Annotated in this window: 20 protein-coding genes; 11 read left to right on the plus strand and 9 right to left on the minus strand. The window is 61.8% G+C overall.

Annotated elements, in window-relative coordinates; translation table 11 throughout:
• Positions 1-4 precede the first annotated feature (4 nt).
• From Q5H92_RS09995 to Q5H92_RS10015, 5 genes are all read left to right on the plus strand, one after another.
• Positions 5-1,258, plus strand: coding sequence for an allantoate amidohydrolase (locus Q5H92_RS09995; protein WP_305011373.1), 1,254 nt, complete (start codon positions 5-7; stop codon positions 1,256-1,258).
• Between the two features lie 5 nt (positions 1,259-1,263).
• Positions 1,264-2,010, plus strand: a complete 747-nt coding sequence (gene allE, locus Q5H92_RS10000; protein ID WP_305011374.1) for a (S)-ureidoglycine aminohydrolase — start codon at positions 1,264-1,266, stop codon at positions 2,008-2,010.
• Between the two features lie 142 nt (positions 2,011-2,152).
• Entirely contained in the window at positions 2,153-2,662 is a 510-nt protein-coding gene (uraD, locus tag Q5H92_RS10005) for a 2-oxo-4-hydroxy-4-carboxy-5-ureidoimidazoline decarboxylase (protein WP_305011375.1), read from the plus strand.
• Positions 2,659-2,997, plus strand: coding sequence for a hydroxyisourate hydrolase (gene uraH / locus Q5H92_RS10010; RefSeq protein WP_305011376.1), 339 nt, complete (start codon positions 2,659-2,661; stop codon positions 2,995-2,997). The genes uraD and uraH overlap by 4 nt, the downstream gene beginning before the upstream one ends.
• 110 nt (positions 2,998-3,107) lie before the next feature.
• Complete coding sequence (locus Q5H92_RS10015) at positions 3,108-4,550, plus strand: DUF6986 family protein (protein WP_305011377.1); 1,443 nt, start codon at positions 3,108-3,110, stop codon at positions 4,548-4,550.
• A gap of 225 nt (positions 4,551-4,775) precedes the next feature.
• On the opposite strand, the gene Q5H92_RS10020 is transcribed toward Q5H92_RS10015, so the two are convergent.
• Positions 4,776-5,345, minus strand: a complete 570-nt coding sequence (locus tag Q5H92_RS10020; protein ID WP_305011378.1) for a hypothetical protein — start codon at positions 5,343-5,345, stop codon at positions 4,776-4,778.
• Positions 5,346-5,568: 223 nt separating this feature from the next.
• Here Q5H92_RS10020 and Q5H92_RS10025 point away from each other — a divergent pair, with 223 nt between their 5' ends.
• The gene (locus Q5H92_RS10025; RefSeq protein WP_305011379.1) at positions 5,569-7,197 is read left to right on the plus strand and encodes an amidohydrolase; all 1,629 of its coding nucleotides are present in this window, start codon (positions 5,569-5,571) and stop codon (positions 7,195-7,197) included.
• Between the two features lie 126 nt (positions 7,198-7,323).
• On the opposite strand, the gene Q5H92_RS10030 is transcribed toward Q5H92_RS10025, so the two are convergent.
• The 8 genes from Q5H92_RS10030 to Q5H92_RS10065 form a co-directional block, all read right to left on the minus strand.
• The gene (locus Q5H92_RS10030; RefSeq protein ID WP_305011380.1) at positions 7,324-9,219 is read right to left on the minus strand and encodes a hypothetical protein; all 1,896 of its coding nucleotides are present in this window, start codon (positions 9,217-9,219) and stop codon (positions 7,324-7,326) included.
• 326 nt (positions 9,220-9,545) lie between these two features.
• Positions 9,546-10,028 carry a DUF3805 domain-containing protein gene (locus Q5H92_RS10035; RefSeq protein WP_305011381.1) on the minus strand — a complete coding sequence of 161 codons (483 nt, stop codon included), beginning with the start codon at positions 10,026-10,028 and terminating at the stop codon, positions 9,546-9,548.
• Positions 10,029-10,115: 87 nt separating this feature from the next.
• The gene (locus Q5H92_RS10040; protein WP_305011382.1) at positions 10,116-10,478 is read right to left on the minus strand and encodes a hypothetical protein; all 363 of its coding nucleotides are present in this window, start codon (positions 10,476-10,478) and stop codon (positions 10,116-10,118) included.
• 22 nt (positions 10,479-10,500) lie between these two features.
• Positions 10,501-12,819, minus strand: a complete 2,319-nt coding sequence (locus Q5H92_RS10045; protein ID WP_305011383.1) for a xanthine dehydrogenase molybdopterin binding subunit — start codon at positions 12,817-12,819, stop codon at positions 10,501-10,503.
• A 421-nt stretch (positions 12,820-13,240) separates the two neighbouring features.
• Positions 13,241-13,693 carry a DUF433 domain-containing protein gene (locus Q5H92_RS10050; protein ID WP_305011384.1) on the minus strand — a complete coding sequence of 151 codons (453 nt, stop codon included), beginning with the start codon at positions 13,691-13,693 and terminating at the stop codon, positions 13,241-13,243.
• Between the two features lie 47 nt (positions 13,694-13,740).
• Positions 13,741-15,285, minus strand: a complete 1,545-nt coding sequence (locus tag Q5H92_RS10055; protein WP_305011385.1) for an FAD binding domain-containing protein — start codon at positions 15,283-15,285, stop codon at positions 13,741-13,743.
• Between the two features lie 156 nt (positions 15,286-15,441).
• The gene (locus Q5H92_RS10060) at positions 15,442-15,918 is read right to left on the minus strand and encodes a nucleoside deaminase (protein WP_305011386.1); all 477 of its coding nucleotides are present in this window, start codon (positions 15,916-15,918) and stop codon (positions 15,442-15,444) included.
• Positions 15,919-16,123: 205 nt separating this feature from the next.
• Entirely contained in the window at positions 16,124-17,047 is a 924-nt protein-coding gene (locus Q5H92_RS10065) for a hypothetical protein (RefSeq protein ID WP_305011387.1), read from the minus strand.
• 123 nt (positions 17,048-17,170) lie between these two features.
• Here Q5H92_RS10065 and Q5H92_RS10070 point away from each other — a divergent pair, with 123 nt between their 5' ends.
• The 5 genes from Q5H92_RS10070 (at position 17,171) to Q5H92_RS10090 (ending at position 23,834) form a co-directional block, all read left to right on the plus strand.
• The gene (locus Q5H92_RS10070) at positions 17,171-17,659 is read left to right on the plus strand and encodes a redoxin domain-containing protein (RefSeq protein ID WP_305011388.1); all 489 of its coding nucleotides are present in this window, start codon (positions 17,171-17,173) and stop codon (positions 17,657-17,659) included.
• A gap of 128 nt (positions 17,660-17,787) precedes the next feature.
• Positions 17,788-19,359: a T9SS type A sorting domain-containing protein gene (locus Q5H92_RS10075; RefSeq protein ID WP_305011389.1), complete on the plus strand. Its 1,572-nt coding sequence runs from the start codon at positions 17,788-17,790 to the stop codon at positions 19,357-19,359.
• 173 nt (positions 19,360-19,532) lie between these two features.
• Positions 19,533-20,642, plus strand: coding sequence for an MJ1255/VC2487 family glycosyltransferase (locus tag Q5H92_RS10080; RefSeq protein WP_305011390.1), 1,110 nt, complete (start codon positions 19,533-19,535; stop codon positions 20,640-20,642).
• Between the two features lie 177 nt (positions 20,643-20,819).
• Positions 20,820-22,862 carry a peptidylprolyl isomerase gene (locus Q5H92_RS10085; RefSeq protein ID WP_305011391.1) on the plus strand — a complete coding sequence of 681 codons (2,043 nt, stop codon included), beginning with the start codon at positions 20,820-20,822 and terminating at the stop codon, positions 22,860-22,862.
• Positions 22,863-23,018: 156 nt separating this feature from the next.
• On the plus strand, positions 23,019-23,834 hold the full coding sequence (locus Q5H92_RS10090) for a mechanosensitive ion channel family protein (RefSeq protein ID WP_305011392.1): 816 nt from the start codon (positions 23,019-23,021) through the stop codon (positions 23,832-23,834).
• Positions 23,835-23,868: the final 34 nt, after the last annotated feature.

The raw sequence follows: 23,868 nt of genomic DNA on the forward strand, positions 1-23,868 counted from the left end.
CGGAATGCAGCAGGACTACACCGCGCGCGCTGAGCGAATCATGCAGCGCATTCAGCAATTGGCCGCCATCAGCGAAGACGCGGACGGCGTGACGCGCACCTTCGGCACGCCCGCCTTCCTCGAAGGCCGCGCCCTGGTGCGAAGCTGGCTCGAAGCCGCCGGCCTGCCCACCCGCGTCGACGGCATCGGCAACCTGCGCGCCCGGCTGGAAAGCCCGAACCCCGATGCCAAAACCTTCGTGCTGGCCTCGCACATCGATACCGTTGTTAATGCCGGCAAATTCGACGGCCCGCTGGGCGTGCTCATGGGGCTCGATTTGCTGGAAAACCTGCTGGCGCAGCAAGCCGAATTGCCTTTCCATATCGAGCTGATTGCCTTCAGCGACGAAGAAGGCGTGCGCTTCCACACCACCTATCTGGGCAGCAAGGTGGTGACCGGCGCCTTCGACCACGCCCTGCTGGGCCGCTGCGACGCCGCCAGCATCTCCCTCGACCAAGCCCTAGTGGCCATGGGCGGCGATGCCTCGCAGCTTACGCTGGATGCCATTCCGGCCGCCGATTGGCTGGGTTACTTCGAGATGCACATTGAGCAGGGCCCGGTGCTTTGGGAGCGCCACGTGCCGGTGGCGCTGGTAACGGCCATCGCCGGCCAGCAGCGCGTGGAGCTCATCTTCCGGGGCATGGCCGGCCACGCTGGCACCGTGCCCATGAACATGCGCCAGGACGCCCTCTGCGCCGCCGCTGAGTTTGTGCTCACGGTCGAGCAGTTTGCCCAGGTGCACGGCCGCGGCTTGGTGGCCACGGTGGGCAAGCTGGCCATTAGTCATTCGGCCAGCAACGTCATCCCCGGCGAAGTAACCTGCAGCCTCGACCTGCGCAGCCCCGACGAGCAGCAGCTCGCCCAGGCCTACGACTTCCTGCGCGGCCACGCCGAAGCCTCGGCCCTGCACCGCAACGTGGCCCTGGCCTGGAACCTGGTGCAAAAAACTGCCCCCGTCGCCTGCGACGCCGGCCTGAACAGGCTGCTGGCCCAGGCCATTGCCGCCAGCGGCCACGAGACTGTCGAGCTGGTGAGCGGCGCGGGCCACGATGCCGTGCCCGTTTCCTTCGTGGCCCCGGCCACCATGCTATTTATTCGCTGCTACAAAGGCATCAGTCACAATCCGCTGGAGAATGTAGAACTGGCGGATTTGGCCGCTGCCATCGCCGTGGCCGACCAGTTTATGACTCTTCTCCGCACCCAAAATCTCGCCCGATAATTACTATGGAAATGTCCGCCCTGACGCGCTCCGTTGTGAAGCGCAATCACGCCATCATTGCCCCCGACGGCTACATCAACAGCAACGTGCCCGGCTGGACCGGCTGCACCACTAACGTCATCATCAACGAGCAGATGGGCGCCCGCCTCTGCCAGACGCTCATCACCCTCACCGAAGCCGGCCATGTCAAGGGTGAAACCGAGGCTTCGCAGATTTTCTTCTACGTGGTGCAGGGCGGCTGCACGGCCAACGTGGGCAGCGAAACCCGCGCGCTGAAAGTGGGCGAGTACGTGTATGTGCCCGTCGGCCAGTCTTATGAATTCAGCCAGCCCGAGGCCGGGACGCAGCTTCTAACCTTCCATAAAGTATACGAGCCGCTGGCGGGCCACGCCACGCCGGGCGTGTTCTGGGGCGAGCGGGACTATAGCAAAGCGCCCGTGTATATGAACGACGAGGCCCTGCGCATCCAGGAGCTGCTGCCGAACGAGCCGGGCTTCGACATGGCCGTGAACATCTTCACCTACGGCCTCGGCGGCAACCTGCCGATGGTGGAAACCCACATCATGGAACACGGCCTGATGTACCTCGAAGGCCAGGCCATTTACATGCTCGACCAGTGCTGGTACCCGGTGAAAAAAGGCGATTCCATCTGGATGGCACCCTATTGCCAGCAGTGGGCCACGGCCATGGGCCAGGAGCCGTCAGTGTACATCTACTACAAGAACGTGAACCGGTTTCCGACGGTGCGGTAGCGTGGACTCTGCGAGTCCGCGCATGAACGAACGTCATGCAGAGTGCAGCGAAGCATCTCGCGTGCTCAAGCAATACAGTGGTTTAGTTGAAGCACGCGAGATGCTTCGCTGCGCTCTGCATGACGTCCTTTAGAAATCAAAGATGACCCTAGAAGAACTCAACCGCCTGCCCAAACCCGCCCTCGCCGAAGCCCTGCAAAAATGCTGCGGCTCGACCGCGTGGGTGGAAGATATGCTTGCTGCCTTCCCCGTGTCCGATGCCGAAACGCTGATGGACGAGGCCAATACCGCGTGGAATAAATTGAGCGAAGCCGACTGGCGCGAAGCCTTCACCCACCACCCCAAAATCGGCGGCGATGTGGAAGCATTGCGCGCCAAATTCGCCAGCACCAGCACCTGGGCCGAGGGTGAACAGGCCTCGGTAAAACAGGCATCGCAGGAAACCTTAGAGGCTTTAGCTACGGGCAATGAAAACTACGAGCGCAAGTTTGGCTACATCTTCATCGTGTGCGCCACCGGTAAAACGGCCGACGAAATGCTGGCCCTGCTGCAAGCCCGCCTCACCAACGACCCCGCCGACGAAATCCTCATCGCCGCCGGCGAGCAGAACAAAATCACCCGCCTTCGCCTCGAAAAACTGCTTGCCGCATGAGTCAGATTACCACACACATTCTCGACACCACTAAGGGTAAGCCGGCCGCGAATGTTAGCATCGCGCTACTGCAGCAAGTAGGGGATGACTGGCAGGAAATTGCGCGCGGCAAAACCAACGCCGACGGCCGGATTCCCGATTTATTGCCGAAAGAAAAGCAGGTGGAATTAGGCGTATATAAAATGAAATTCTACACCCAGGAATATTTCGCGCAGGACGGCACAGCGAATTTCTACCCCTTCGTGGAAATCGTGTTCAACGTGGCCGAAAACGCGCATTACCACGTGCCGCTGCTGCTGAATCCGTTCGGATATTCGACCTACCGCGGGTCGTGAGAACGATGTAGCGCGAAGCTCCAGCTTCGCGTTTCGGCCGCGCCATTACAACGATTACCGTTCAACGATACGCGAAGCTGGAGCTTCGCGCTACATCTCTAATTCCCACCATGAAACTCAGCTTACCAGAATCCGACAAAGCCGCCCTGCTCGACCAGCTCGGCGTGGCCAATATCAAGTTCCAGCATACCTACCCCGGCGACCGGCCCGACCGCCAGCCCGTGCACACGGTGTACGGCGGCGCTAACCTCTTTAAGGCCGATACCTGCGTGAAGATGGGCGAAATCGCCCTCAACAACCTGCTCACCTACGCCCCCAACTTCGTGGAGCTGGCCCGCGCGTTGCAGTTCAAAAACCACGAGCACCTGCCGCATCTCGAAGCCGACGTGGCGGCCCTGACGGCCAAACTTGACGCCATGAGCCCCGAGGACCGCAAGCAGGAGCCCGCCTGGCTGGCCTACTCGGTCTATAATAAGATTGTGGCGAAGCTGAAGCGCGAGGCCGTGGAAGACTTCCGCGTTGATTTTGAAGACGGCTTCGGCAACCGGCCCGATGCGGAGGAAGACGAAACCGCCGTGCGCGCCGCCAGGGAAGTGGCTAAAGGCATGCAGCAGGGCACGCTCTCGCCCTTTATCGGCATTCGCATCAAGCCCTTCACCGAGGATTTGAAGCAGCGCGGCGTGCGCACGCTCGACATCTTCCTGACCACGCTGCTGGCCGAAACCGGCGGCAAGCTGCCCGATAATTTCGTGGTAATGCTGCCCAAAGTGACTATCCCGGAGCAGATGACCACCATGGTGCGCCTGTTTGAACTGCTGGAGCAGGCCAACAGCCTGGCTCCCGGCACCCTCAAAATGGAGACGATGGTGGAGGCCACCCAGATTATCATGGACGAGGAGGGGCGCAACCCGCTCATGCGCATCATCCGGGCCAGCGAGGGGCGCTGCGTGGCGGCCCACTTCGGCACCTACGACTACACCGCGAGCTGCGGCATCACGGCCAAGTATCAGACCATGGGCCATCCGGTGAACGACTTCGCCCACCACATGACCAAAGTGGCGCTAGGTGGCACCGGTATTTTCCTCTCCGATGGGGCCACCAACGTGATGCCCATCGGCCCGCACCGCGGCGACAACCTGACCTTCGCCCAGCTGCGCGAAAACCGCGAGAGCGTGCACAATGCCTGGCGCCAGGCCTACCACCACAGCACGCACTCGCTCATCAACGGCTTCTACCAGGGCTGGGATTTGAACCCCGCGCAGCTGCCGATGCGCTACGCCGCCACCTACAATTTCTTCCTCAGCAGCTACGACGACGCGGTGTTTCGCCTGAAAACCTTCGTGGAGCGCGCCGCCATCTCCACCCTCACCGGCGACATTTTCGACGACGCCGCCACCGGCCAGGGCCTGCTCAACTTCTTCCTCAAAGCCCTGAACTGCGGCGCCATTTCGGAAGAGGAAATCCTCGCCACCGGCCTCACCCTGGAAGAGGTGCAAACCCGCTCGTTCTTCCGCATTTTACAGGGCCGCCGCGCCAAAGCGGGAGTGGCTTAGAAGTTCGAAAATTACCCTGGAACGTCATGCTGAGCTTGCCGAAGCATCTCTACCGCTTTGTTTAAACCTTTGCAACAAAGCAGTAGAGATGCTTCGACAAGCTCAGCATGACGTTCTTTTAATAGGATTACTACTCCTTGAGTGTTTGCATGAAGCCGGGGCTGCCGAAACTTAGGTTTCAGCAGCCCCGGCTTTTACTATGTGCAGCAGTTCGCCGCCAATGCATCAGTGCAGCACAATCTGAGAGTAACAGTTCAGCTCGGCCCACCGGAGGAGCGGGTTCTTGGCCAGTTCCGTCACCCAGTGCTGCTCCGAGCCGGTGGGTACTTTGAGCATGACGCTCTTGCAGCTTTGGCAGCGGGCGCCGGCTTCGTCGGTTAGCTGAAGGGTTTGCAGCGTCTGGAGCCAGTCGGCCTGATTGGCCGGGGTCATGTCAAATTGGGAATCGACGACGTGGATTTTACGGTCGCCGGCGTATACAGAGGCATTGCCGCCGGTAAAGCCCTGCGCATTCAGGTAGGGCTTGTTCAAGAGCACGCGTTTCACGTAAGCTAAGCTGTCGGCCGGTAAGCCCGACACGTAGGTGAAACCGTGCATTTTGCTGATGCTGAACCCCTGTGAATTGGCTAGCTGAAACACCTGCGCAGCTTCTGTGGCAGCCTGGGGACCAATGGCTACATCGCCGGCCACGTACCTGCTGCAGCGCGGCGTACCATCGGGCGAAGCATTGTCTTTGCTGCATGCGGCGAGTGCAAGCCCGCCCAGCAGGGCAGCGAAAAAGCGGAATCGGAACATATACAAGCAGATGAAATGCAGGTGTGCGGGCTTGACCGGCGGCCCAGACCAATGGTTGCGCCGCCGCAGCCGGAAATACTGCTGAATCTCTCGTGCGTCTGAGTCTGCTGTAAAATTGATATAAAATATAATTTATGGTATATTCAGCGGATTTGCCTTACTTTTCGGGGCCGAAGTTGAATAACGACGGCTCTGGAAAGAAAATGTTCATTTCTGCTCGCTGATGCGAACCCTGCTTACCGCTGCGCTATTGCTGCTGCTGCGCCCCGCCACCGCCCAAACGTTGGCCCCCGACCTCGTCCTCACCGGCGGCAAAATCTTCACCGCCGACCTCGCCCGGCCCTATGTGCAGGCTCTGGCCGTGCGTGGCGAGCGAATTGTGGCCGTGGGCACCACCGCCGAAATAGCCCGGCTGGCCGGCCCCCACACGCGCCGCATTGCCCTGAATGGCCGCACCGTGGTGCCGGGCTTCAACGATGCCCACACGCACCTGCCGCCCGGCCATCCGCTGGGCCATTTCTTCGATTTTCCCAAGGCCGCAATGATTGCGGGCCCCAGCCCGGCGCAGGTGCTCGACACGCTCGCGGCGCTGGCCGACCGGCTGCCCGCCGGCACGTGGCTGGAAGGCGAAGTGGGCCTGCAGGCGCTGCAGGACCCGCAGCTGCGGCGGGCCGATTTGGACCGCGTCGCGCCTAGGCACCCGGTGCTGCTGCGCACACCCTGGGGCCACGGCAGCCTGGTGAACTCCGCCGCGCTGCGGCGCCTGCAACTGGAAGACGCCGACGTGGCCCCGCTGGGCGGCACATTAGGCCGGCTGCCCGATGTGCACCAACTCAACGGCCTGCTCACGGAGTACGCCGATTGGGCCCCGCGCCGCGCCCTGCACGGCCAGCAGCCCGATTCCGTCTGGACGCGCCTGTTGCGGGGCTATGGCGCGGCGGCTGTGCGCCTGGGCATCACCAGCGTGCAAAGCATGGCCGATGCGCTGCCGCCCGCCCAAACCCTGCGCGTGGTGCAGGCCGCCGCGCTGCCCATCCGCCAGCGCATCATCCCGTTTCCGATGACGAGCCCTTACGGCATCAACCGCCGCGAATGGGCGAATGTCAACAAAGCGCCCGCCCCGCTGGCCCGGGTCGAGGGCGTGAAATACATCCTCGATGCCACACCGCTCGAAGGTGGCGCGCTGATGCGTCACGCTTACGCGGGCCGCCCGGGCTGGTACGGCCGCCTCAACTTCCCGGTCGATACCGTGCGCCAGCTGCTGCGCACGGCCCTTAGCAGCCCGCAGCCGCTGATGCTGCACATTTCCGGCGACAGCGCCGCCAGCCTGGTACTGCGCCTCATGAGCCAGTTGGCCGCCGATACCACCTGGCGCGTCAAGCGCGTGCGCTTCGAGCACGGCGACGGTGTGGCCGCCGACCTGCAGCCCCGCGCTAAAGCCCTGGGCGTGGTCGTCGTGCAAAATCCTTCACACTTCATCAACGCCGCCCTCGACCCGCAACACGGTGCGCCGGCTGGCCTGCACGCTTCCTTCCGCTCGCTGCTGGAAAGCGGGGTGCCCTTCGCGCTAGGCTCCGATGGGCCGATGAATCCCTTCCTCAACATCTTGTTCGCCACCACCCTGGCCGACCCCAAAGAGGCCCTGACCCGCGAGCAAGCCGTGCGCGCCTACACCGTCGGCGCCGCCTACGCCGAGTTTCAGGAGCAGCAAAAAGGCACCTTGGCGCCCGGCAAGCTGGCCGATTTAGCGGTACTGTCGCAGGATATTTTCACGGTGCCACCGCCCGCCCTGCCCGGCACGGTGAGCGAGCTGACGATGGTGGGCGGGAAGGTGGTATATGAAAAAAAGTAGCCGTGATGGACGCTGCAGAGTTCAGTTTAGAATCTTATCCAGCCAGCACAAAAGGCCGTCATACAGCGCGCAGCGCAGCATGACGGCCTTTTGTGCTTTGTATGACGTTTAATCGAACAGGCTACGCTATAAATCAAACCGGGCCACGGCCGCCCGCAGTTCCTCTACGGTAACGGGCCGGAACTCCAGCGGCGGCTCCACGCGCTGGCTCACCACCACGTCGCGCAGGCCCAGGTACAGCTGGCCTTGCTCGCGGCGAATGGCAATCAGGGTGCCAGCCGAGTTGCTCACCAACTGCTCAAACATCACCCGCTCGCCGCTGGCATTGCCACGTAGCACGGAACGTCTGTCCCGGAGCACCAGGCTCACGTCGGCCGGGTAAATGGAGGGCTGTTCCAAGCCCAGGCGTACCAATGCAAGCTTGGTAATATCGCCGGGTGGGGGCACGGGACGGTCGCAGTTGTACCATCCCAATCCGTTGGAGCCTACCGCGGCTTTCACAGGAAACACGGCCAGTTCTTTGGTGTAATTCAGCTGGTCGCGCAAGTAAGTGCCGAGCGAGTAGCGTTTGTTGCTGGTGCGCCTCTTGAACAGCTCGCCCGTCACGGCTTCCAATGGGGCGGCCTGTAGCTGGGTGTTCGTGAGGCGGCCTCTGCCGGTGGCCTTGCGCTCCTCGTCGGCCCGGAAGAGGGCGATGGTGGTGGCCTGGTCCCAGCGCAGGTGGTCGACCAGCACGCGGCGGTCGGCGGTGAAGCGCACGTCCACCTTCATCAGGCTGCGGGTGGCCCGGCGGTTGTTGCGCACGCCGTGGGAGGCGGGGCTGACTTTCAGGCGGCGCAAGGCCTGCACCACGGCTGCTTGCAGCGCCGAATCGGCCGGGAGGCCGGACTTGCGGAAATACACGTCATTCAACTGGCCGGTTTCCGATAGTTCGAAACTGGCGTTCACCCGGCCCACCACCGGCACGCGTTTGTGGTCGCGGCGCAGCTCCCGGCGTAGCTGCCCGGGCGCCTGGTAGCCGTTGAGGCGCATGGCCGTAGTCGCGTCGTAGTCAATGGATTTGCTCAGGCGATGGCGGGCCACCGCGTAGCCACCCTTGATGCGGGGCTTTTTCCAGTATTGCCAGCTAATAAAGCGTTTGGGCGACTTCGTGGCTTCACTCCGGGGCGCCAGCTTCCAGTTGAGGCCGTGCGTGGCAGTGTTCCGGCCGTTGTAGAGCTGCATGCCGTCGATGGGCCGGATGGCCGGGAAGCCCAGTTCGAACTCGCTGCCGGGCTTGAGCTTGCACTCCCGGCCGTCGGCGGTGGCCGCGCTCAGCTGCACCATGCCGCCGGTTTCGAGCAGCCTGGGGCCGGCCATGGTGCTCAGGCGCTCCAGCAGAATGTCGGCCATCGAATAAAACTCGCGCAGCCGGATTTCCACCAAGCCGTCGGACGCACCGCCCTGGCGAACATTGTCCTGCACGAAGGTGCCCGCCGGCACCCGCATCACGGTACCTTCGGCGCCGTAGAGCACGGTGTCGCGGTCGGGCCGAATCCGGAAAACCTGGGCCGCTTTGGGGCCATCGGCGGGGGCGGCAGGTGTGGCCCCAAGGTTACCGGCGGGTAGCGCGCCGGTGGTGGTGGCCGGCGCTGCCGTGGCCGGTGCCGTTTCAGCCGGTGTGGCGGCGGCCGATGTGGCCAAAGCAGCCTTGGCAGCGGCGCGCTCCTGCCGGCGCATCAGGTGGGCCAGCTTCCGGCGGGCCCGCGCCGAAACCACCAGCGCCGGGTCGGCCGCCGGCTCCGGCGCTGGCGCCAATACCGTATTGCGCAAGCGGCCGGTTTCGGTGTCCGGCGCATCACCAGCGTTGGCACTCTGCTGGTGTTTGGGGTCGGTATTAGAATCAATTATTGCCGTATCAGCCGCAGAAGCCGGCTGTTGCTGGCGGCTGGCGCGGGTTTCCGATTTGGTGTCTGTGGAGCAAGCCGAGAGGTTCAGGAGTAGACCCAGCCCAACCGTAAAAAGCGTGTAGCAATGCCGCATATTATGAAGCTGTAACATCCTCGCACCAAGAAAATTGGCGCGATTGGAAAAGCTCCAGCAATTTAGCACAGCCACCCGGCTAAATTTCAAACGGCCATCTCCAAGCCGTCTGCAACAGAAACCGTTAAGCCTGGTTTCTTGCTTGCCGCGCTTTTCGGGCACAAACTCACCGCTACTTTTCCCAGCGTCATAGGCGTAGCGAAGGAAACTGGCGGCCGGCGCCGGGAAGTCCGCGCTGCCCAACTCCTTCCCCAAAGCCTGAACTGCGGTAGAAACAGAAAGAGGCTGAAGCTACGGAAGCTTCAGCCTCTTTCTGTTATTCATGTTTACTGAATTTCCATTGAATTAACTGCTTGTTGAGAAGCGTTAGAATTCGCGCTTCTTGGCGCTGGCGCATCGGCTGTATAACTGCAAAAAGCTTTGCACCTTTTTCCGCCAATTATCCAGATTTGCAGCAAAGAAGAGCCTTTGCGTTCAGTATAGTAAACAGCTTTTCGATTTGGTAAAGAAATTATTTTCGCTGTAGGATGACTTTCAATGGCGAACTGCAATTCCTCACTAATGCTAAAATCTGGTATTGTGTCGTGCATAGCTCGGTACGCGGATATTTGGAATGCCCAGCTTGGGTCGTGTGCCTCTGTGAAGGTGTAGATACCGTCTTCGGATTCTACTTGCCAAGATGCTGGATAAATTAGCTTGAACCACTTATTGTCTGGTTCAAATTGTTGCGTCTTTTGCAAATTGGAACAGTTTGTAAGTGTAGCTGCAACGAGGAAGTAAAATGCTGGTAGAATTGTACGCTTTAACATCGTGGATATCTTGTCGAAGCCAAAAGCTATTAATGCATCTATCGTTTTTCAGAAATTTATCACAATGTCTACGGCTAACACATTCCGCTATTTACTGCTGGCGAAAATATCGTTGTCGTGATTACATCCAATTAACCATTCTTCGAGAAAGGGCAGAACCCAAATATCTAGCCCAACTTCGCCATCTAACTCAACTTGATTATCAATGAATTTCTGTAAATCAAGCCCATTAGTTTCGTAGCTGCGATTCAGAAAAACATGAGATGGGTGTTCTTGAATCAGATAATAAAATCTGTCCGGAACGAGATACTCTGCAAAAACACGCTCGTCAGTGCGTAGCCAATGGCCTTCGTTGCGGCTGTGCTCAAAACGTCGGTGAGCTTCCTTAAGCAAGGTTGCCGTGAGCACCGTATCCAGGCGCGGGGCAGGAAAGATGTCTTTTCTTCTCATGACACTTTGGCCGCAGAAGTAGCTACTGTTGCGGAACAGGCTCCCCTCTCTTTTGGAGAGGGGCCGGGGGTGAGGTTTGGCCGTTAGCAAACTCCGGGTACAAGCTCACCAGCACCTTTTCCGGCGTCATCGGCGCGGAAAATGGCAGCGCCGTGTGTCCCTGGAAGGCCCGCACCGCGTCGCGCAGGGCGAAATAGGTGCCGATGCCGTACATGAGCGGCGGCTCGCCCACGGCCTTGGAGCGCAGGATGGCCTTGGGGTGGCCCGGCGTGTCGAGGAAATGCACGTCGAGCACCTGGGGGGCGGCGTAGATGTCGGGGATTTTGTAGCTGTTGAGCGAGTTGCTGAGCAGGCGGCCCTCGGCGTTGTAGGCCACTTCTTCCATGGTCATCCAGCCGATGCCCTGCACCGCGCCGCCCTCAATCTGGCCCCGGTCGATGACTTCGTTGAAGCTCTGGCCGAAATCGTGGGCAATGCGCAGGGCATCCACGGTGTAGGTGCCGCGCAGGCAGTCCACCGTTACGCTGGTGAGGGCCGTGCCGTACACGTGGTAGGCGAAGGGGTGGCCCTGGTTCACGGTGGCGTCGAAATGCAGGTCGGGGGTGGCGTAGTGGGCGTTTTCGGTCAGAGCCACGCGCTTCCAGAAGGCCGACGACACCAGCTTCTCCCAGGTGGTATCGGCGGGCACGCCGGCGGCCAGCACCTGCTCGTCCTGGATTTCGAGGCCCTCGTAATTGAGCGTGTACTCGGTGCTGGCGTGCTCCAGCAGCCGCTTCCGCAGGGCAGCGCAGGCCATTTCAGTGGCTTTGCCGTTGAGGTCGGCGGTGGCGCTGGCGGCGCTGGGCGAGGTGTTGGCCACGCGGGTGGTGTTGGTGGTTTCGATTTTGATGCGCGAAATCGAGATGCCCAGCGTGCGGGCCGCCACCTGCGCGATTTTCGTGTTCACGCCCTGGCCCATCTCCACCGCGCCCGTGCTGATGCCCACCGAGCCGTCGGAGTAGATGTGCACCAGCGCCCGCGTCTGGTTCATGGGCGTTTTGGTGAAGCTGATGCCGAAGCAGATGGGCATCACCGCGAAACCCTTCTTCTTCAGCTTATGGGTTTGGTTGAACTGCTCGACTTCGGCCCGCAGGCCGGGCAGGTCGAACTCGCGGGCGGCCGTGTCCCAGGCCTGCTCGGCGTGGCACATTTCGGCCGCCTGCCGGTACGAGAACAGGTCGCCCTCGCGCAGCAAATTCTTCCGCTGAATCTCGAAAGCCGGCACGCCCAATTCCTCGGCCGCCTTGGCCAGGGCCGACTCTATCACGAACATACCCTGCGGCCCGCCGAAGCCCCGGAAGGCCGTGTTGGGCGGTAAGTTTGTCCGGCACGAAAAGGCCGTGGCCGTCACGTTGGGCACGAAATAGGCGTTGGTGGCGTGGAAGAGCGTGCGCTCCATCACGGCCGGCGAGAGGTCGGCCGCCGCCCCCGCGTTCTGGTAGAAGGTGACTTCGTAAGCCACGATTTTCAGGTCCTTATCGAAGCCAATTTTGAAATCGGACGAGTAGGGGTGGCGCTTGCCGGTCATGCGCATGTCGGCCATGCGGTCGAGCACCAGCTTCACCGGCTTTTTGGTGATAAAGGCGCCCAGCGCGGCCAGCGCGCCCCAGGGCGTGGCCTGGTCTTCCTTGCCCCCGAAACCGCCGCCCAAGCGCGTCACGTCCACTTCCACCTGGTGCATGCCCAGGCCCAGCACCACGGCCGTGTGGCGCTGCACGGCCGTCGGCCCCTGCGTAGAGGAAATCATGCGCACGCCGCCCATCTCGGTGGGGAAGGCGTAGGCGCCCTGCGTTTCGATGTACAAATGCTCCTGCCCGCCGCTCTCGGCCACGCCCTCAAACACGTGCGCGCAAGAAGCCCAAGCTGCCTCGGAGTCGCCGATTTTGAAGGTGCGCGGCGGCACGATGAACTCGCCCTCGCCCGCCGCCACCCGCGGGTCGGTGATGATGGGCAGCGGGTCGATTTCGACTTTGATGAGCTTGAGGGCGGCGTGGGCCTGCGCCTCGGTGCGGGCCAGCACCAGCGCCACCGGCTGCCCCCGGAAATGCACGTGCCCCTCGGCCAGCAGCGGCTCATCGGGCACGATACCGCCAATCTGGTTCTCGCCGGGAATGTCGGCCGCCGTGAGCACCCGGGCCACGCCGGGTGCCGTCAGCGCGGCGCTGAAATCGAGGCTGCGGAGCACGCCGTGGGCCAGCGGGCTTTCAAACACGGCCGCGTACAGGGTGCCTTGCTGCACGGGCACGTCGTCGAGGTACTGCGATTCGCCGCGCACGTGGCGGTTGGGGTCGAGGTGGTTCATAGTATCTAGGCAATCAAAATTTAGCGGGCCGGAAGTGTTGCGAAGCCCTTTTTCCATTTGCGCTCCCACGAATTCCACGTCAGATAAGGGCCATCAAAACCCTTCACAAATAGCAATTCATAGGCGTCGTCGTCGAGTTTATGGTATTCGGGGTAAGCCTTTTCTATCTCTTGGCTGGTGAAGCCTATTTGTTGAAGCTGTAACCAATCATTATCATCAGGTAGCGTGTGATGTTACCTGAAATAGCTATCTAACCGTTGTCTTAAAACATTTCCACGACTGACTTCTGCATGATAAGTAACAGAAAGTGGAAGAAGCCACCAAGCTATGGCAGCCAGCAGAGCCACAGCGAGCAGGGCCTTGCTCCCTCTTTTAAAGAACCGTGATTCGCCCCACAAAAAGCGGTGAATGGCAAGGCGGTTCATGAGAGTTTCGGGGTTGACTCGTTGGGCAATTCATTTCTCAAATCAATTAATAAATCGGTGGCTATCATCCACCAGTCACAACCACGATAATCTTTTAGCAAATCTTCCATCGACCCGAAAAACATAAATTTTTCGCCCTTCACAAAAACGGAATTTTCGCTAATAACTTCTTCTAAATCTGATGTGTCTAATGGGCCTTCCTGCTCGCTTCGCAACGAACAATTATGGCAGAACACCAGCGGCTTATCATTCTTGCATTGGAGTGTAGCACAGTAGCTCAGCGCCTGTTTAATCTGCGGCAGCGTTAATTGGTGACCATCAAGCGCATGATGCAGCGAGTCATGCACGATGCTGACCACATCTCCCACCGCCAGCCGTCGGCCATCGACTCTGGGCGAACCCCATAGCGTGTCTTCTGTGCAAACTATTTCGGGGAAAAGGGAAGTCATTGCTTGAGGCATGATGAGGTTGACGCGGAGGGCACCGCCTCTAAAACCTAAATCAATTCATCCACCGCCAGCTCCGGCGCAAACTGCAGGAAATGCGCCCACAGCAGCTGCCGCAGCAAGAGCCGCTTGTAGTCGCTGGTACCGCGCACGTCCGAAATCGGGCTGATTTCGGCCTGCATCACCTCGTTGGCGGCGCTCACGGTTTCGGCGGTCAACTCGCGGCCCGCCAGAAACTCGCTGGTGCGGGCTAGGTACAGCGGCACTGGCCCCACGCCACCAGCCGACACGCGAGTCGCCTGGATGACGCCGTTTTCGACCCGCAGCCAGGCGGCAGAATTTACGCTGGCAATGTCGAGGTGGGTGCGCTTGGATACTTTCTCGAAGTGGAAGAAGTCGCCGGCCAGCGGGGCGGGGAAGCTAATTTCGATAACCTGCTCGTCAGCGGCCTTCGCCAGTTTTTTGTAGCCGAGGTAGAGGTCGGGCAGGGCCAGCTCGCGGGTGGCGCCGGCCGCGTCGAGCAACGTGATGGACGCGCCCAGGGCCAGGAACATGATGGTGAGGTCCCCGATGGGCGAGCCGTTGATGAAGTTGCCGGCCACCGTGCCCATGTTGCGGATGGGCGTGCTGCTCACCAGCTTCAGGTACTGCGGCAGGTTGGGCAGGAGGCCGCGCATCAGGTCCGATTCGAGCAGCTGGCTGGCGGTGGTGGCGGCGCCCAGCACCACGCGGCCGGTGGTTTCGTGGCGGATGCCGCGCCGGCCGGGCTGGTCGAAAATCAGCCGCACGCCCGGCTGCTCGCGCAACTCTTCGAGGCGTTGCACCAGCAAATCGGTGCCGCCGCCAAGCAGGGCGTGCTTGAAAGGAACCGGGGTGGAATGCCCGTGGTCGTTTTGGTTTTGGGCGTGGCCGTTGGGCGAAGTCGAAACCTGGCTGCCGCCGTTGGCATGGGCTGTGGCAGAAGCTGCTATGGCTGCTGAAGAAGCTTCAGTTGCGTTGGCTTCATCAGGACGAAGCTTCGCCAACTTGGCGGGAATTTCAGCAAAATAACTGGGCACAAACTGCTTTTCGCTGAGCCAGGCTAGCGCATTTTCCGTCGGGCGCTGCCCCAACTCGGCGGTAAGTTTGGCGGCGGCGCGCTCTAACGACTTGTAGCCGGTGCAGCGGCAGATATTGCCGTCGATGGCCGCGATGGTGCTTTTTTCGGTGGCCGGCGCGCTGCTCAGGCTGTGGCCGGTGAGCGACATCACGAAGCCCACGGTGCAGAAGCCGCACTGCGAGCCGCCTTCGTCCACAATGGCCTTTTGCACGGGCGTGAGCTGGTTGCCGGCCGCGTTGATGCCTTCCACCGTGACAATGTGCTTGCCGTGGGCGTTGCCCAGCGGCGTGAGGCAGCTGGTCATGCTCTGGTAGTTCACGGTCTGGCCGTCGAGGGCCAGCTCGCCCACCAGCACGGTGCAGGCGCCGCAGTCGCCCTCCCGGCAGCCGATTTTGGTGCCCTTTAGCTGCTCGTGGTAGCGCACGAAATCGAGCAAAGCGCTGGCCGGGGCCTCGCTGGTGCGAATGGGCTGGTCGTTGAGATAGAATTCAATCATGAATTTGGAATCAATAAGAACGTCATGCTGAGCGAAGCCGAAGCATCTCTACCGCGTAACTAACTCAAAATATAATGAATTGCTGCTGCGGTAGAGATGCTTCGGCTTCGCTCAGCATGACCGCCGTTATCTAGCTCTTTTAAAGCTGCCAACTCCTTAATACTCCGTCTTGCCTTCCAGTTCCGTCCAGGCGCGGAAACCGGCCAGGGCCTCGTCGCGCAGCAGTTGCGTCATGGGCAATTTACGGTTTTCCATGGGCTGGTCCAGCTCTTCGTAGATGAACTGGTCGTCGAAGCCGATGGCGGCGGCATCGGCCTTGGTGTTGCCGTAGAACACCCGGCGCGGGCGGGCCCAGTAGATGGCCCCGAGGCACATCGGGCAGGGCTCGCAGCTGGTGTAAAGGTCGCAGCCGTCGAGCTGGAAGGTGCCGAGCTCCTGGCAGGCTTTGCGGATGGCGTCGACCTCGGCGTGGCAGGTAGGGTCGTGGGTGGTGGTGACCTGGTTGAAGCCGCGGGCAATGATTTGGCCGTCCTTCACCACCACCGCGCCGAAGGGGCCGCCGTGCCCGGCCTGCATTTTCTCAATGGACAGGCGAATGGCTTCGCGCATGAATTCGGGGTTGGGAGCTTCCATAGGGTGGGAAAGTGGAATGAAGGACGAGGCCTAAAGTTTTGAAAAACGGGCAACAAAGAAAGGCACAGAATGCCAGACTCGCAGTGCGCGGCTGTCAACAGCACGCCGAGCTATTCTCATGTCCTCAACCCCAAAAAAGCCGGGACGGTGCCACGCTCAGAAAGTCGTGGTACCGCCCCGGCCGGTGTTTGGCGCCGTGCGTCGGCTAATTTGTGAAATTGGGAATGCGCAGCTGGAAGCCTAGTGAGGGCACCACCGTCACGCCGCTCAGCGAGGTGCTTTGGCCGTTGAGCAGGGCGTAATCACCGTAGTTCTGGTAGAAGAGTGACACGGCCGGAATGACGTAGAAATAGCGGTAGCCAAGCTTGAGGTTGAGAAAGCCGCCGAAGGAGGAGAAGTTGCGCGACTGCAGCGGCAGCTCCGGCACCTGCACCGAGCCGTTGTAAAGTTTTGTGGGCGCGAAGCCGTAGCTCACCCAGCTGTGGGCATACACCAGGCCGTAGCTGATGGCCCCAATTTCCTCCTCCGGCCCGAACGAATTACTGAACGTGAGCGGGATGAGCAGGTCGTTGCGGGTAGCCCGGAAGTTCAGCAGCGAATTGATATCCGAGAGAAACGCCAGGCTGGGCAGCTTGGCGCGCTGGGTGGCGAACTGCAGGCCGATGCTGGCGTAGGTGGTGCCGGTGGTGGCGCCGGCGCCGGGGTTTTCGGGCGTGCCGGTGGGGCCCAGCAGCTGGTACGCGGCATCGAAAACGTGCGAGCCGAAGGCGTATTTATAGCCGGCATCGAGTCGCGGCACGATGCCGTAGCGCACGTTCAGGTCGGCGGTGGGCTGCACCGGGTCGAGGACGTAGGCCAGGGCGGCGGCCTGCAGCTGGGTGGTGGCGTCGGTGTAGTCGACCTTTTGCTGCGTGATGGCCTGGGCGGCCGCTTCCTTCACGGCCGCGCCCGCTTTGCTGATGGAAGCCGTGGCCACGTTGAAGCCCTGGTTGTAGCCCACCCGGAACTCGCCCTGCGGCGTGACTTTGCCGGTGGCCACGATGGCGCGCGGGGCGGTGCAGGAAGTGGCCAGCAGCAGCGCCGAGGCGGCGAGTAACCCCGCAGGAGCGAGGGGAAAAGAGGTTTTCATAGAAGGCATATTAGCGGGAACGCGCTAAAAACGAAAATCAGGCCGAAAAAGCCGGAACCCGGGGCGTCGGGCCGTTGTCTTTCCGGGACTTGAGTCTAACGGCCGGCCGCCGTATCTTCGCGTATGCCCCTGCTTTACTTGTTGCTCAGTTACTTAAGCGTCCTGGTGGCGGGGCCGCGGGCCACGGTGTACGTTTTTCTGGCCGATACCTGCCCCATCAGCCAAGCGGCCACGCTGCCGCTGCGCGACTTGCACGGGCAATACGCGGCGCAGGGCATCCGGTTCGTGGGCGTGTTTCCGGCGGCCGATGCCACGCCGGCCGCCCTGGCCGCCTTCGCCAAAACCTACCAGATTCCCTTCCCGCTGCAGGCCGATGCCGGCCACCAGCTCACCAAAAAGCTGCACGCCCGCGTCACCCCCGAAGCCGTGCTGCTGGGCCCCGATGGCCGCACCACCCTCTACCAGGGCCGCCTGAATGATGCGTATGCCGGCCTCGGCCAGCACCGCCCCACCACGCGCCACCACGAGTTGGCCGATGCCCTGGCCGATGTGGTGGCGGGCCGCCCGGTGGCCGTGCCGCGCACCGAGCCGGTGGGCTGTTTTATTGAGTAGATTTGGAATACAAAGGTGGTCATGCTGAGCGCAGTCGAAGCATCTCTACCGCAATACTAATTTTGATTACTGCTGCGGTAGAGATGCTTCGACTGCGCTCAGCATGACGTTCTAAGATGCCAAGAAATATGAAACACCTCTTCTCCCTCAGTTTCCTGCTCACCGTCCTGCTGGCCGCCCCCGCTGCCCAAGCCCAGACAGGCGCTCAGGTCACATTCAGCCAGCACATTGCGCCGCTGGTGTACCAGCACTGCACGCCCTGCCACCGCACGGGCGAGGTGGCGCCGTTTCCGCTCACTACTTATGCCGAGGTGGCCAGCCACGGGCTGATGGTGAAATATGTGACGGGTACCAAGTACATGCCGCCGTGGAAACCCGACGCCAACTACCGCCACTACCTCGACGAAAACACGCTCACCAACACCGAAATCCAGCAAATCCGGGATTGGGTGGATAACGGCATGCCGCAGGGCAACCCCGCCCAGACGCCACCGGTGCCCACGTTCCCCAGCGGCTCGCAGCTGGGCACGCCCGACCTCGTGATTCCGATGGCCCAGAAATTCACGCACCAGGGCAACGGCCAGGACATGTACCGCATTTTCGTGCTGCCCGTGAACCTGCCCGCCGACCGCGACATCGCGGCCATTGAGTTCCGGGCCGGCAACAAGCGCATCGTGCACCACTGCATCATCGGGATGGATACCACGCAGCAGGCCCAGGCCCTCGACGCGGCCGACCCCGGCTACGGCTACACGCAGTTTGGCGGCTTCGGCTTCAACCCCCTCGAAAGCGTGTTTGCAGCCTGGGTGCCGGGCATGCAGGCGCGCTTCTACCCCACGGGCATGGGCAAGAAGCTCTACCGCCGGGCGTCGCTGCTGCTGCAGGTGCACTACGGCCCCAACTTCGTGACGCAAACCGACTCGTCGGTGGTCAATATCTTTTTTGCCCGCCAGCCCGTCACCCGCTTCGTGCAAACGGTGCCCGTGGTATCGCCCAACATCCTTACCAACGGCCCGTTCGTGATTCCGGCCAACCAGGTGAAAACCTTCCACGCCCAGCTCACCGCGCCGGCCGACGTGACGGTACTCAGCGTGTCGCCGCACGCGCATTACCTCAGCAAAAGCTGGAAGGTGTGGGCCGTGAAGCCCAACGGCGACACCATCCGGCTGGTGAAAATCAACGATTGGGATTTCCGCTGGCAGGGCAACTACCGCTTCACCAGCCTGCAGCGCGTGCCGGCCGGCTCGCGCCTCATGGCCGACGCCACCTACGACAACACCACCAACAACCCGCGCAACCCCAATACCCCACCCCGGCAAGTGACTTGGGGCGAAAGCACCACCGCCGAGATGCTGCTCACCTACTTCGAGCTGCTGCCCTACCAGGCCGGCGACGAAAACATCGTGCTCAGCACCCTGCCCGGCGTGGCCACCACCCCCGGCACCGTGCAAATGGCCGTGTTTCCAAACCCCGGCAGCGGCAGCTCAGCCGTCAGCTTTCAACTGGGCAAGCCCGGCCCCGTCACCGTGTCGCTGCTCGACGCCACGGGCCGCGTGCTGCGGGTGCTGACGCGCGAAAAAGTGTACCCCGCTGGCCCGCAGCAGCTGCCCCTGCCGCTGGATGAGGTAAGAGCCGGCATCTACTTCGTGCGGCTGGAATCGAACGAGGGGACGCGCAATGAAAAGCTGGTGGTGAAGTAGGGGAGGGACTTATTGAGAAAAAACAGAACGTTATGCTGAGCGAAGTCGAAGCATCTCTACCGCAGCAGTAATTCCTATCGATTGGATTAGTTGCGCGGTAGAGATGCTTCGACTTCGCTCAGCATAACGTTCTTTTACTTTTCATTCCTCCTTCCATTTCCTCATTCAAAAGAATGAACATCCTATACGGAGTGCCCGGTGAGGGCCTGGGCCACGCTACTCGCAGCAAAGTCGTTATTGGTCACCTCCTGGCGCAGGGGCACCAAGTGTGCGTGGTGAGCAGCAGCCGCGCCTACAAGATGCTGGCGGCCGCCTTCCCGGGCCGCGTGCACGAAATCCGGGGTTTCCATTTGGCTTACAATGGCTTGGCGGTGAGCAAGCTGCGGACAGTCGCCCTCACGCTGCGCACCGCGCCGGAGGACCTGCGCATCAACTTCGCCAAGTACCGCGAGCTGCTGTGTGATTTCGAGCCCGAGGTGGTGGTGTCGGATTTTGAATCCTTCACCTACCTCTTTGCCAGGATGCACCGGCTGCCCGTGGTCAGCATTGATAATATGCAGATTATCAGCCGGGCCAAGCTGAACGTGGCGGTGCCCAAGGCCGAGCGCGGCAACTACAACCTGGCTAAGAGCATCGTGCGGGCCAAGCTGCCGCACAGCCGCCACTACTTCGTCACCACTTTCTTCGACCTGCCGCTGCAGAAGGAGCGCACCACGCTGGTGCCGCCCATCATCCGGCCCGAAATTCTGGCCGTCAAGCCTTCCAATGGCAACCACGTGCTGGTGTACCAGTCGGCCACCACGCAGCAAAACCTGGTGCCCCTGCTCCAGCAGCTGCCCGACCAGGAATTCCGCGTCTACGGCTTCAACAAGCAGGAAAGCCACGGCAACGTGCAGCTCTGCGCCTTTTCCGAAGCCGGCTTCATTGCCGACCTGGCCAGCGCCCGCGCCGTGGTCACCAACGGCGGCTTTTCGCTGATTTCGGAGGCGGTGTTTCTGCACAAGCCCATTTGCGCCATTCCCATTCCGGCCCAATTTGAGCAGTGGCTGAATGCCGCCGAAGTGGAGAAAATGGGCTACGGCCGCCACTTTGAAACCATCACGGCCGACAACCTGCGGGCGTTTTTGTATGGTCTGCCTGATTTCGAAAAAGCCCTGGCCGGCTACCAGCAGCAGGGCAACGAGGTGCTATTCGCCCGCCTCAATGAAGAGCTGAAGGAAATCGGCAGCCGCCACCTGCCGGCCGAACCGGCGGAGCAGGAAGCTTCCTGGGGCGGCGAGTAGTATCAGTATAAGAGTTAAGAACGCCTGTCATCCTGAGCGCAGCGAAGGACCTTATCACGTTTGCATCGGTTGAGATTCCATTCGTTCTGTGGTTATAAGGTCCTTCGCTGCGCTCAGGATGACAGGCGTTCTTAACTCTTAACTAAAGAGCAAAGCTCTCCCTGCTACATTTACCGCATGCCCAACCGCTCCTTTCGCTACTGGCCGCTGCTGTTGCTGGCGGCTGCCTGTGCCCGCACGCCCCGCGCTAGCACCGACCTCGCCAACAAGTACCACGACGCCACCATGCGCCAAATCGGCACGGCCCAGGACGAGCGCAACACGCCCGCACTGCTGCCTTTCCTGAGCAGTTCCAGCCCCACTTACCGCCGCGAAGCGGCCCTGGCTTTCGCCTCGGTGCAGGCGCCGGCGGCCGTGCCCGGCCTGCTGCCGCTGCTGCGCGACGCCGACCCCACGGTGCGCCGCGCCGCCGCCTACGCCTTGGGTCAGATTGGCGACAGCACGGCCGTGGATACCCTGCGCGTGCGTGTGCTGAAGGAAAATGACCCCGTGGTGCGCCGCTACGTGCACGAGGCGCTGGGCCGCACCGTCACGCGCCGCAGCCTGCCCGAGCTCTGGCGCGTCGAAACTCTGAACGACACCGCCCGGACCGCCGCCCTGGCCTGGGGCCTGAGCCGCGCCGCTCTGCGCGGCCTCGCTTCCCCGGAAAGCATCCGGCGCATAGTGGCGGTGCTGAACTCGCCCAAGCTGCCGGCGCGGGGCCGGTTGGCGGCTGTGGTGGGCCTTTCGCGCACCCGCGGCTACGATACGGATTTGCAGCGGCTGGCCGGGGCCACGCTGGTGCGAGTTGCACAGAAAGACCGGTCGTATGCCGTTCGTGCGGCGGCGGCGGCCACACTGGGCAGAATCGTGGCGCTTAGCTCAGCGGCGCCCGCTGGTGGCGCGGCAACTCCGGCGCCGGCCGCTGTGAGCCCGGCGACAGTGCTGGTCCGCCTGGCTACTAAAGATGCGGATTATCGGGTGCGGCTGAGTGCCATTCGGGCCTTGCCATTCGGGCCTGAAACCTATGCGGACAGCCGCAAGGCCGTGTTCACGGCGCTCAACCGCGACCAGTCGGCCGTGGCCCTCACGGCCGCTGAGTGGCTGTTGGCTCACGCCAAAGGGGAAAACGGTGCGGCGCTGGCTGCCCTGGCCGATGGTAACAAGCAGGCTTCGCCGCGCGTGCGGGCGGCTTTGCTGCAGGCGGCCGTGCGCCACGCCAGTCCGGCGGCCCGGCCCAGCCTGGTCGAAACGCTGCAGAAGCGTTTTGATGCGGCAACGGATGTGTACGAACGTTCCTTTTTGCTTCAAGCAATGAGCGAAGCCCCGGCGGCATTTGATTTTGTTCGGATACAGGCATTTGCCCCGCACCAAGTGCCAGTAGTGGCCGGGGGCGCAACGGCCGCATTGCTGACCATGCGCCGCAATGCCGATTTTCCGACTGCTAAACAGGTGGATTTTGCCGCCGCCATGCGTCAGGCTTTATTCGAGGGAGACGTGGCCCAGCTCGGCACCGCCGCCGAAGCCTACGCCGACCCCAAGCTTTTCCCCGAGCCCCAGCCGGCCGACCTCGCGGCCCTGCGCCAAGCCCAGGCCAAATTGCGCCTGCCCCGCGAAATTGAGGCCTGGCAGGGCTTGCAGCAGGCGTTGGACAAGCTGGAGAAAAAAGCCCAGCCTACGCCCTCGCCCGTGGCCACGGCCGCGCAGCACCCCATCGACTGGGCGGTGGTGCAGGCCGTGCCGGTGGGCCAGCAGGTGCGACTAGTTACCAGCAAGGGCATCATTTTGCTTGAACTGAAGCCCAACGAGGCGCCCGGCGCGGTGGCCAGCTTCGTAGCGCTGCTCAACGAGCATTTCTACGACAACCTGTATTTCCACCGCGTGGTGCCCAATTTCGTGGCCCAGGGCGGCGACCCGCGCGGCGACGGCAACGGCAGCGCCCCCTACAACCTGCGCTCTGAGTTCGGCGACCTGCGCTACCAGGAGGGCAGCGTGGGCCTGGCCTCGGCCGGCAAGGATACCGAGAGCTGCCAGTTTTTCATCACCCACACGCCCACGCCGCACCTCGACGGCCGTTACCCCATTTTTGCCCAGGTGGTGGGCGGTATGGACGTGGTGCACAAGCTCGACATCGGCGACCAGATTCTGGGTGTGGAGCTGGTGGTGTTGCCGTCGTTGTAACGAATCCAAAACGTCATGCCGAGCGCAGCGAAGCATCTTTACTGCAATAGTAATCCAGTCGTTGGGGTTTACTATTGCAGTAAAGATGCTTCGCTGCGCTCGGCATGACGTTCTTTTTACTCACTACTCACTACTCACTACTCACTGCCCTCCACTATGAACCAAGTCGCTACCTACGCCCAGCAGCTCCAGACGCTTGTTATTCTTTACCTGCCGCGCGTGCTCATGGCCGGGGTGGCGCTGGTGGTGGGCTGGTGGCTCATTGGCTGGGCCAGCCGGCTGATTGCGGCGGCCACCACGCGGCTCGATGTGTCGCTGGCCTCGTTTCTGACCAGCCTGGTCAACATTGTGCTCAAAGTGCTGCTGCTGATTACGGTGGCGGGCATGGTGGGCTTTGAGACGACGTCGTTTGTGGCCATTCTGGGGGCGGCGGGTTTGGCGGTAGGCTTGGCCTTGCAGGGTACGCTGGCCAACTTCGCGGGCGGGGTCCTGATTCTGATTTTCAAGCCCTACGTGGTGGGCGATACCATCGAGTCGCAGGGCAAATCGGGTGAGGTGAAGGAAATTCAGATTTTTAACACCATCCTCGTCACGGGCCAAGGTGATACCATCATCCTGCCCAACGGCGCGACGTCGAACAACGTCATCATCAACAAAACGGCTCAGAACAAGGCGCTGGTGGAGATTCTGGCCGAAGTAGACAACAGTACCCAACTGGAAGAGCTGCGCGGCTGGGCCGTGCCCCTCATGCAGGCCGACGAGCAGGTGCTGCCCGCGCCCGCGCCGCAGGTGGTCGTCACGGGCCTCAAGCCCGGCGGCATGACGGTGGCCTTCCGGGCCTACACGGCGGCCGGCCACAACGGTGGCACCCAGGCCCGGCTCATCGAGCAGATTCAGCAGGGGCTGGCCCGGCAGGGCGTGGGCAGCCCGGTGCCGGTGCAGCACAGCTACGTGCGCAACCTGCCCAATTAACCTCAACCCTAGGTCAAAATTAGGGGCTGATTAA

It is taken from the genome of Hymenobacter mellowenesis, from assembly GCF_030581005.1.
Taxonomy (GTDB): Bacteria; Bacteroidota; Bacteroidia; order Cytophagales; family Hymenobacteraceae; genus Hymenobacter; species Hymenobacter mellowenesis.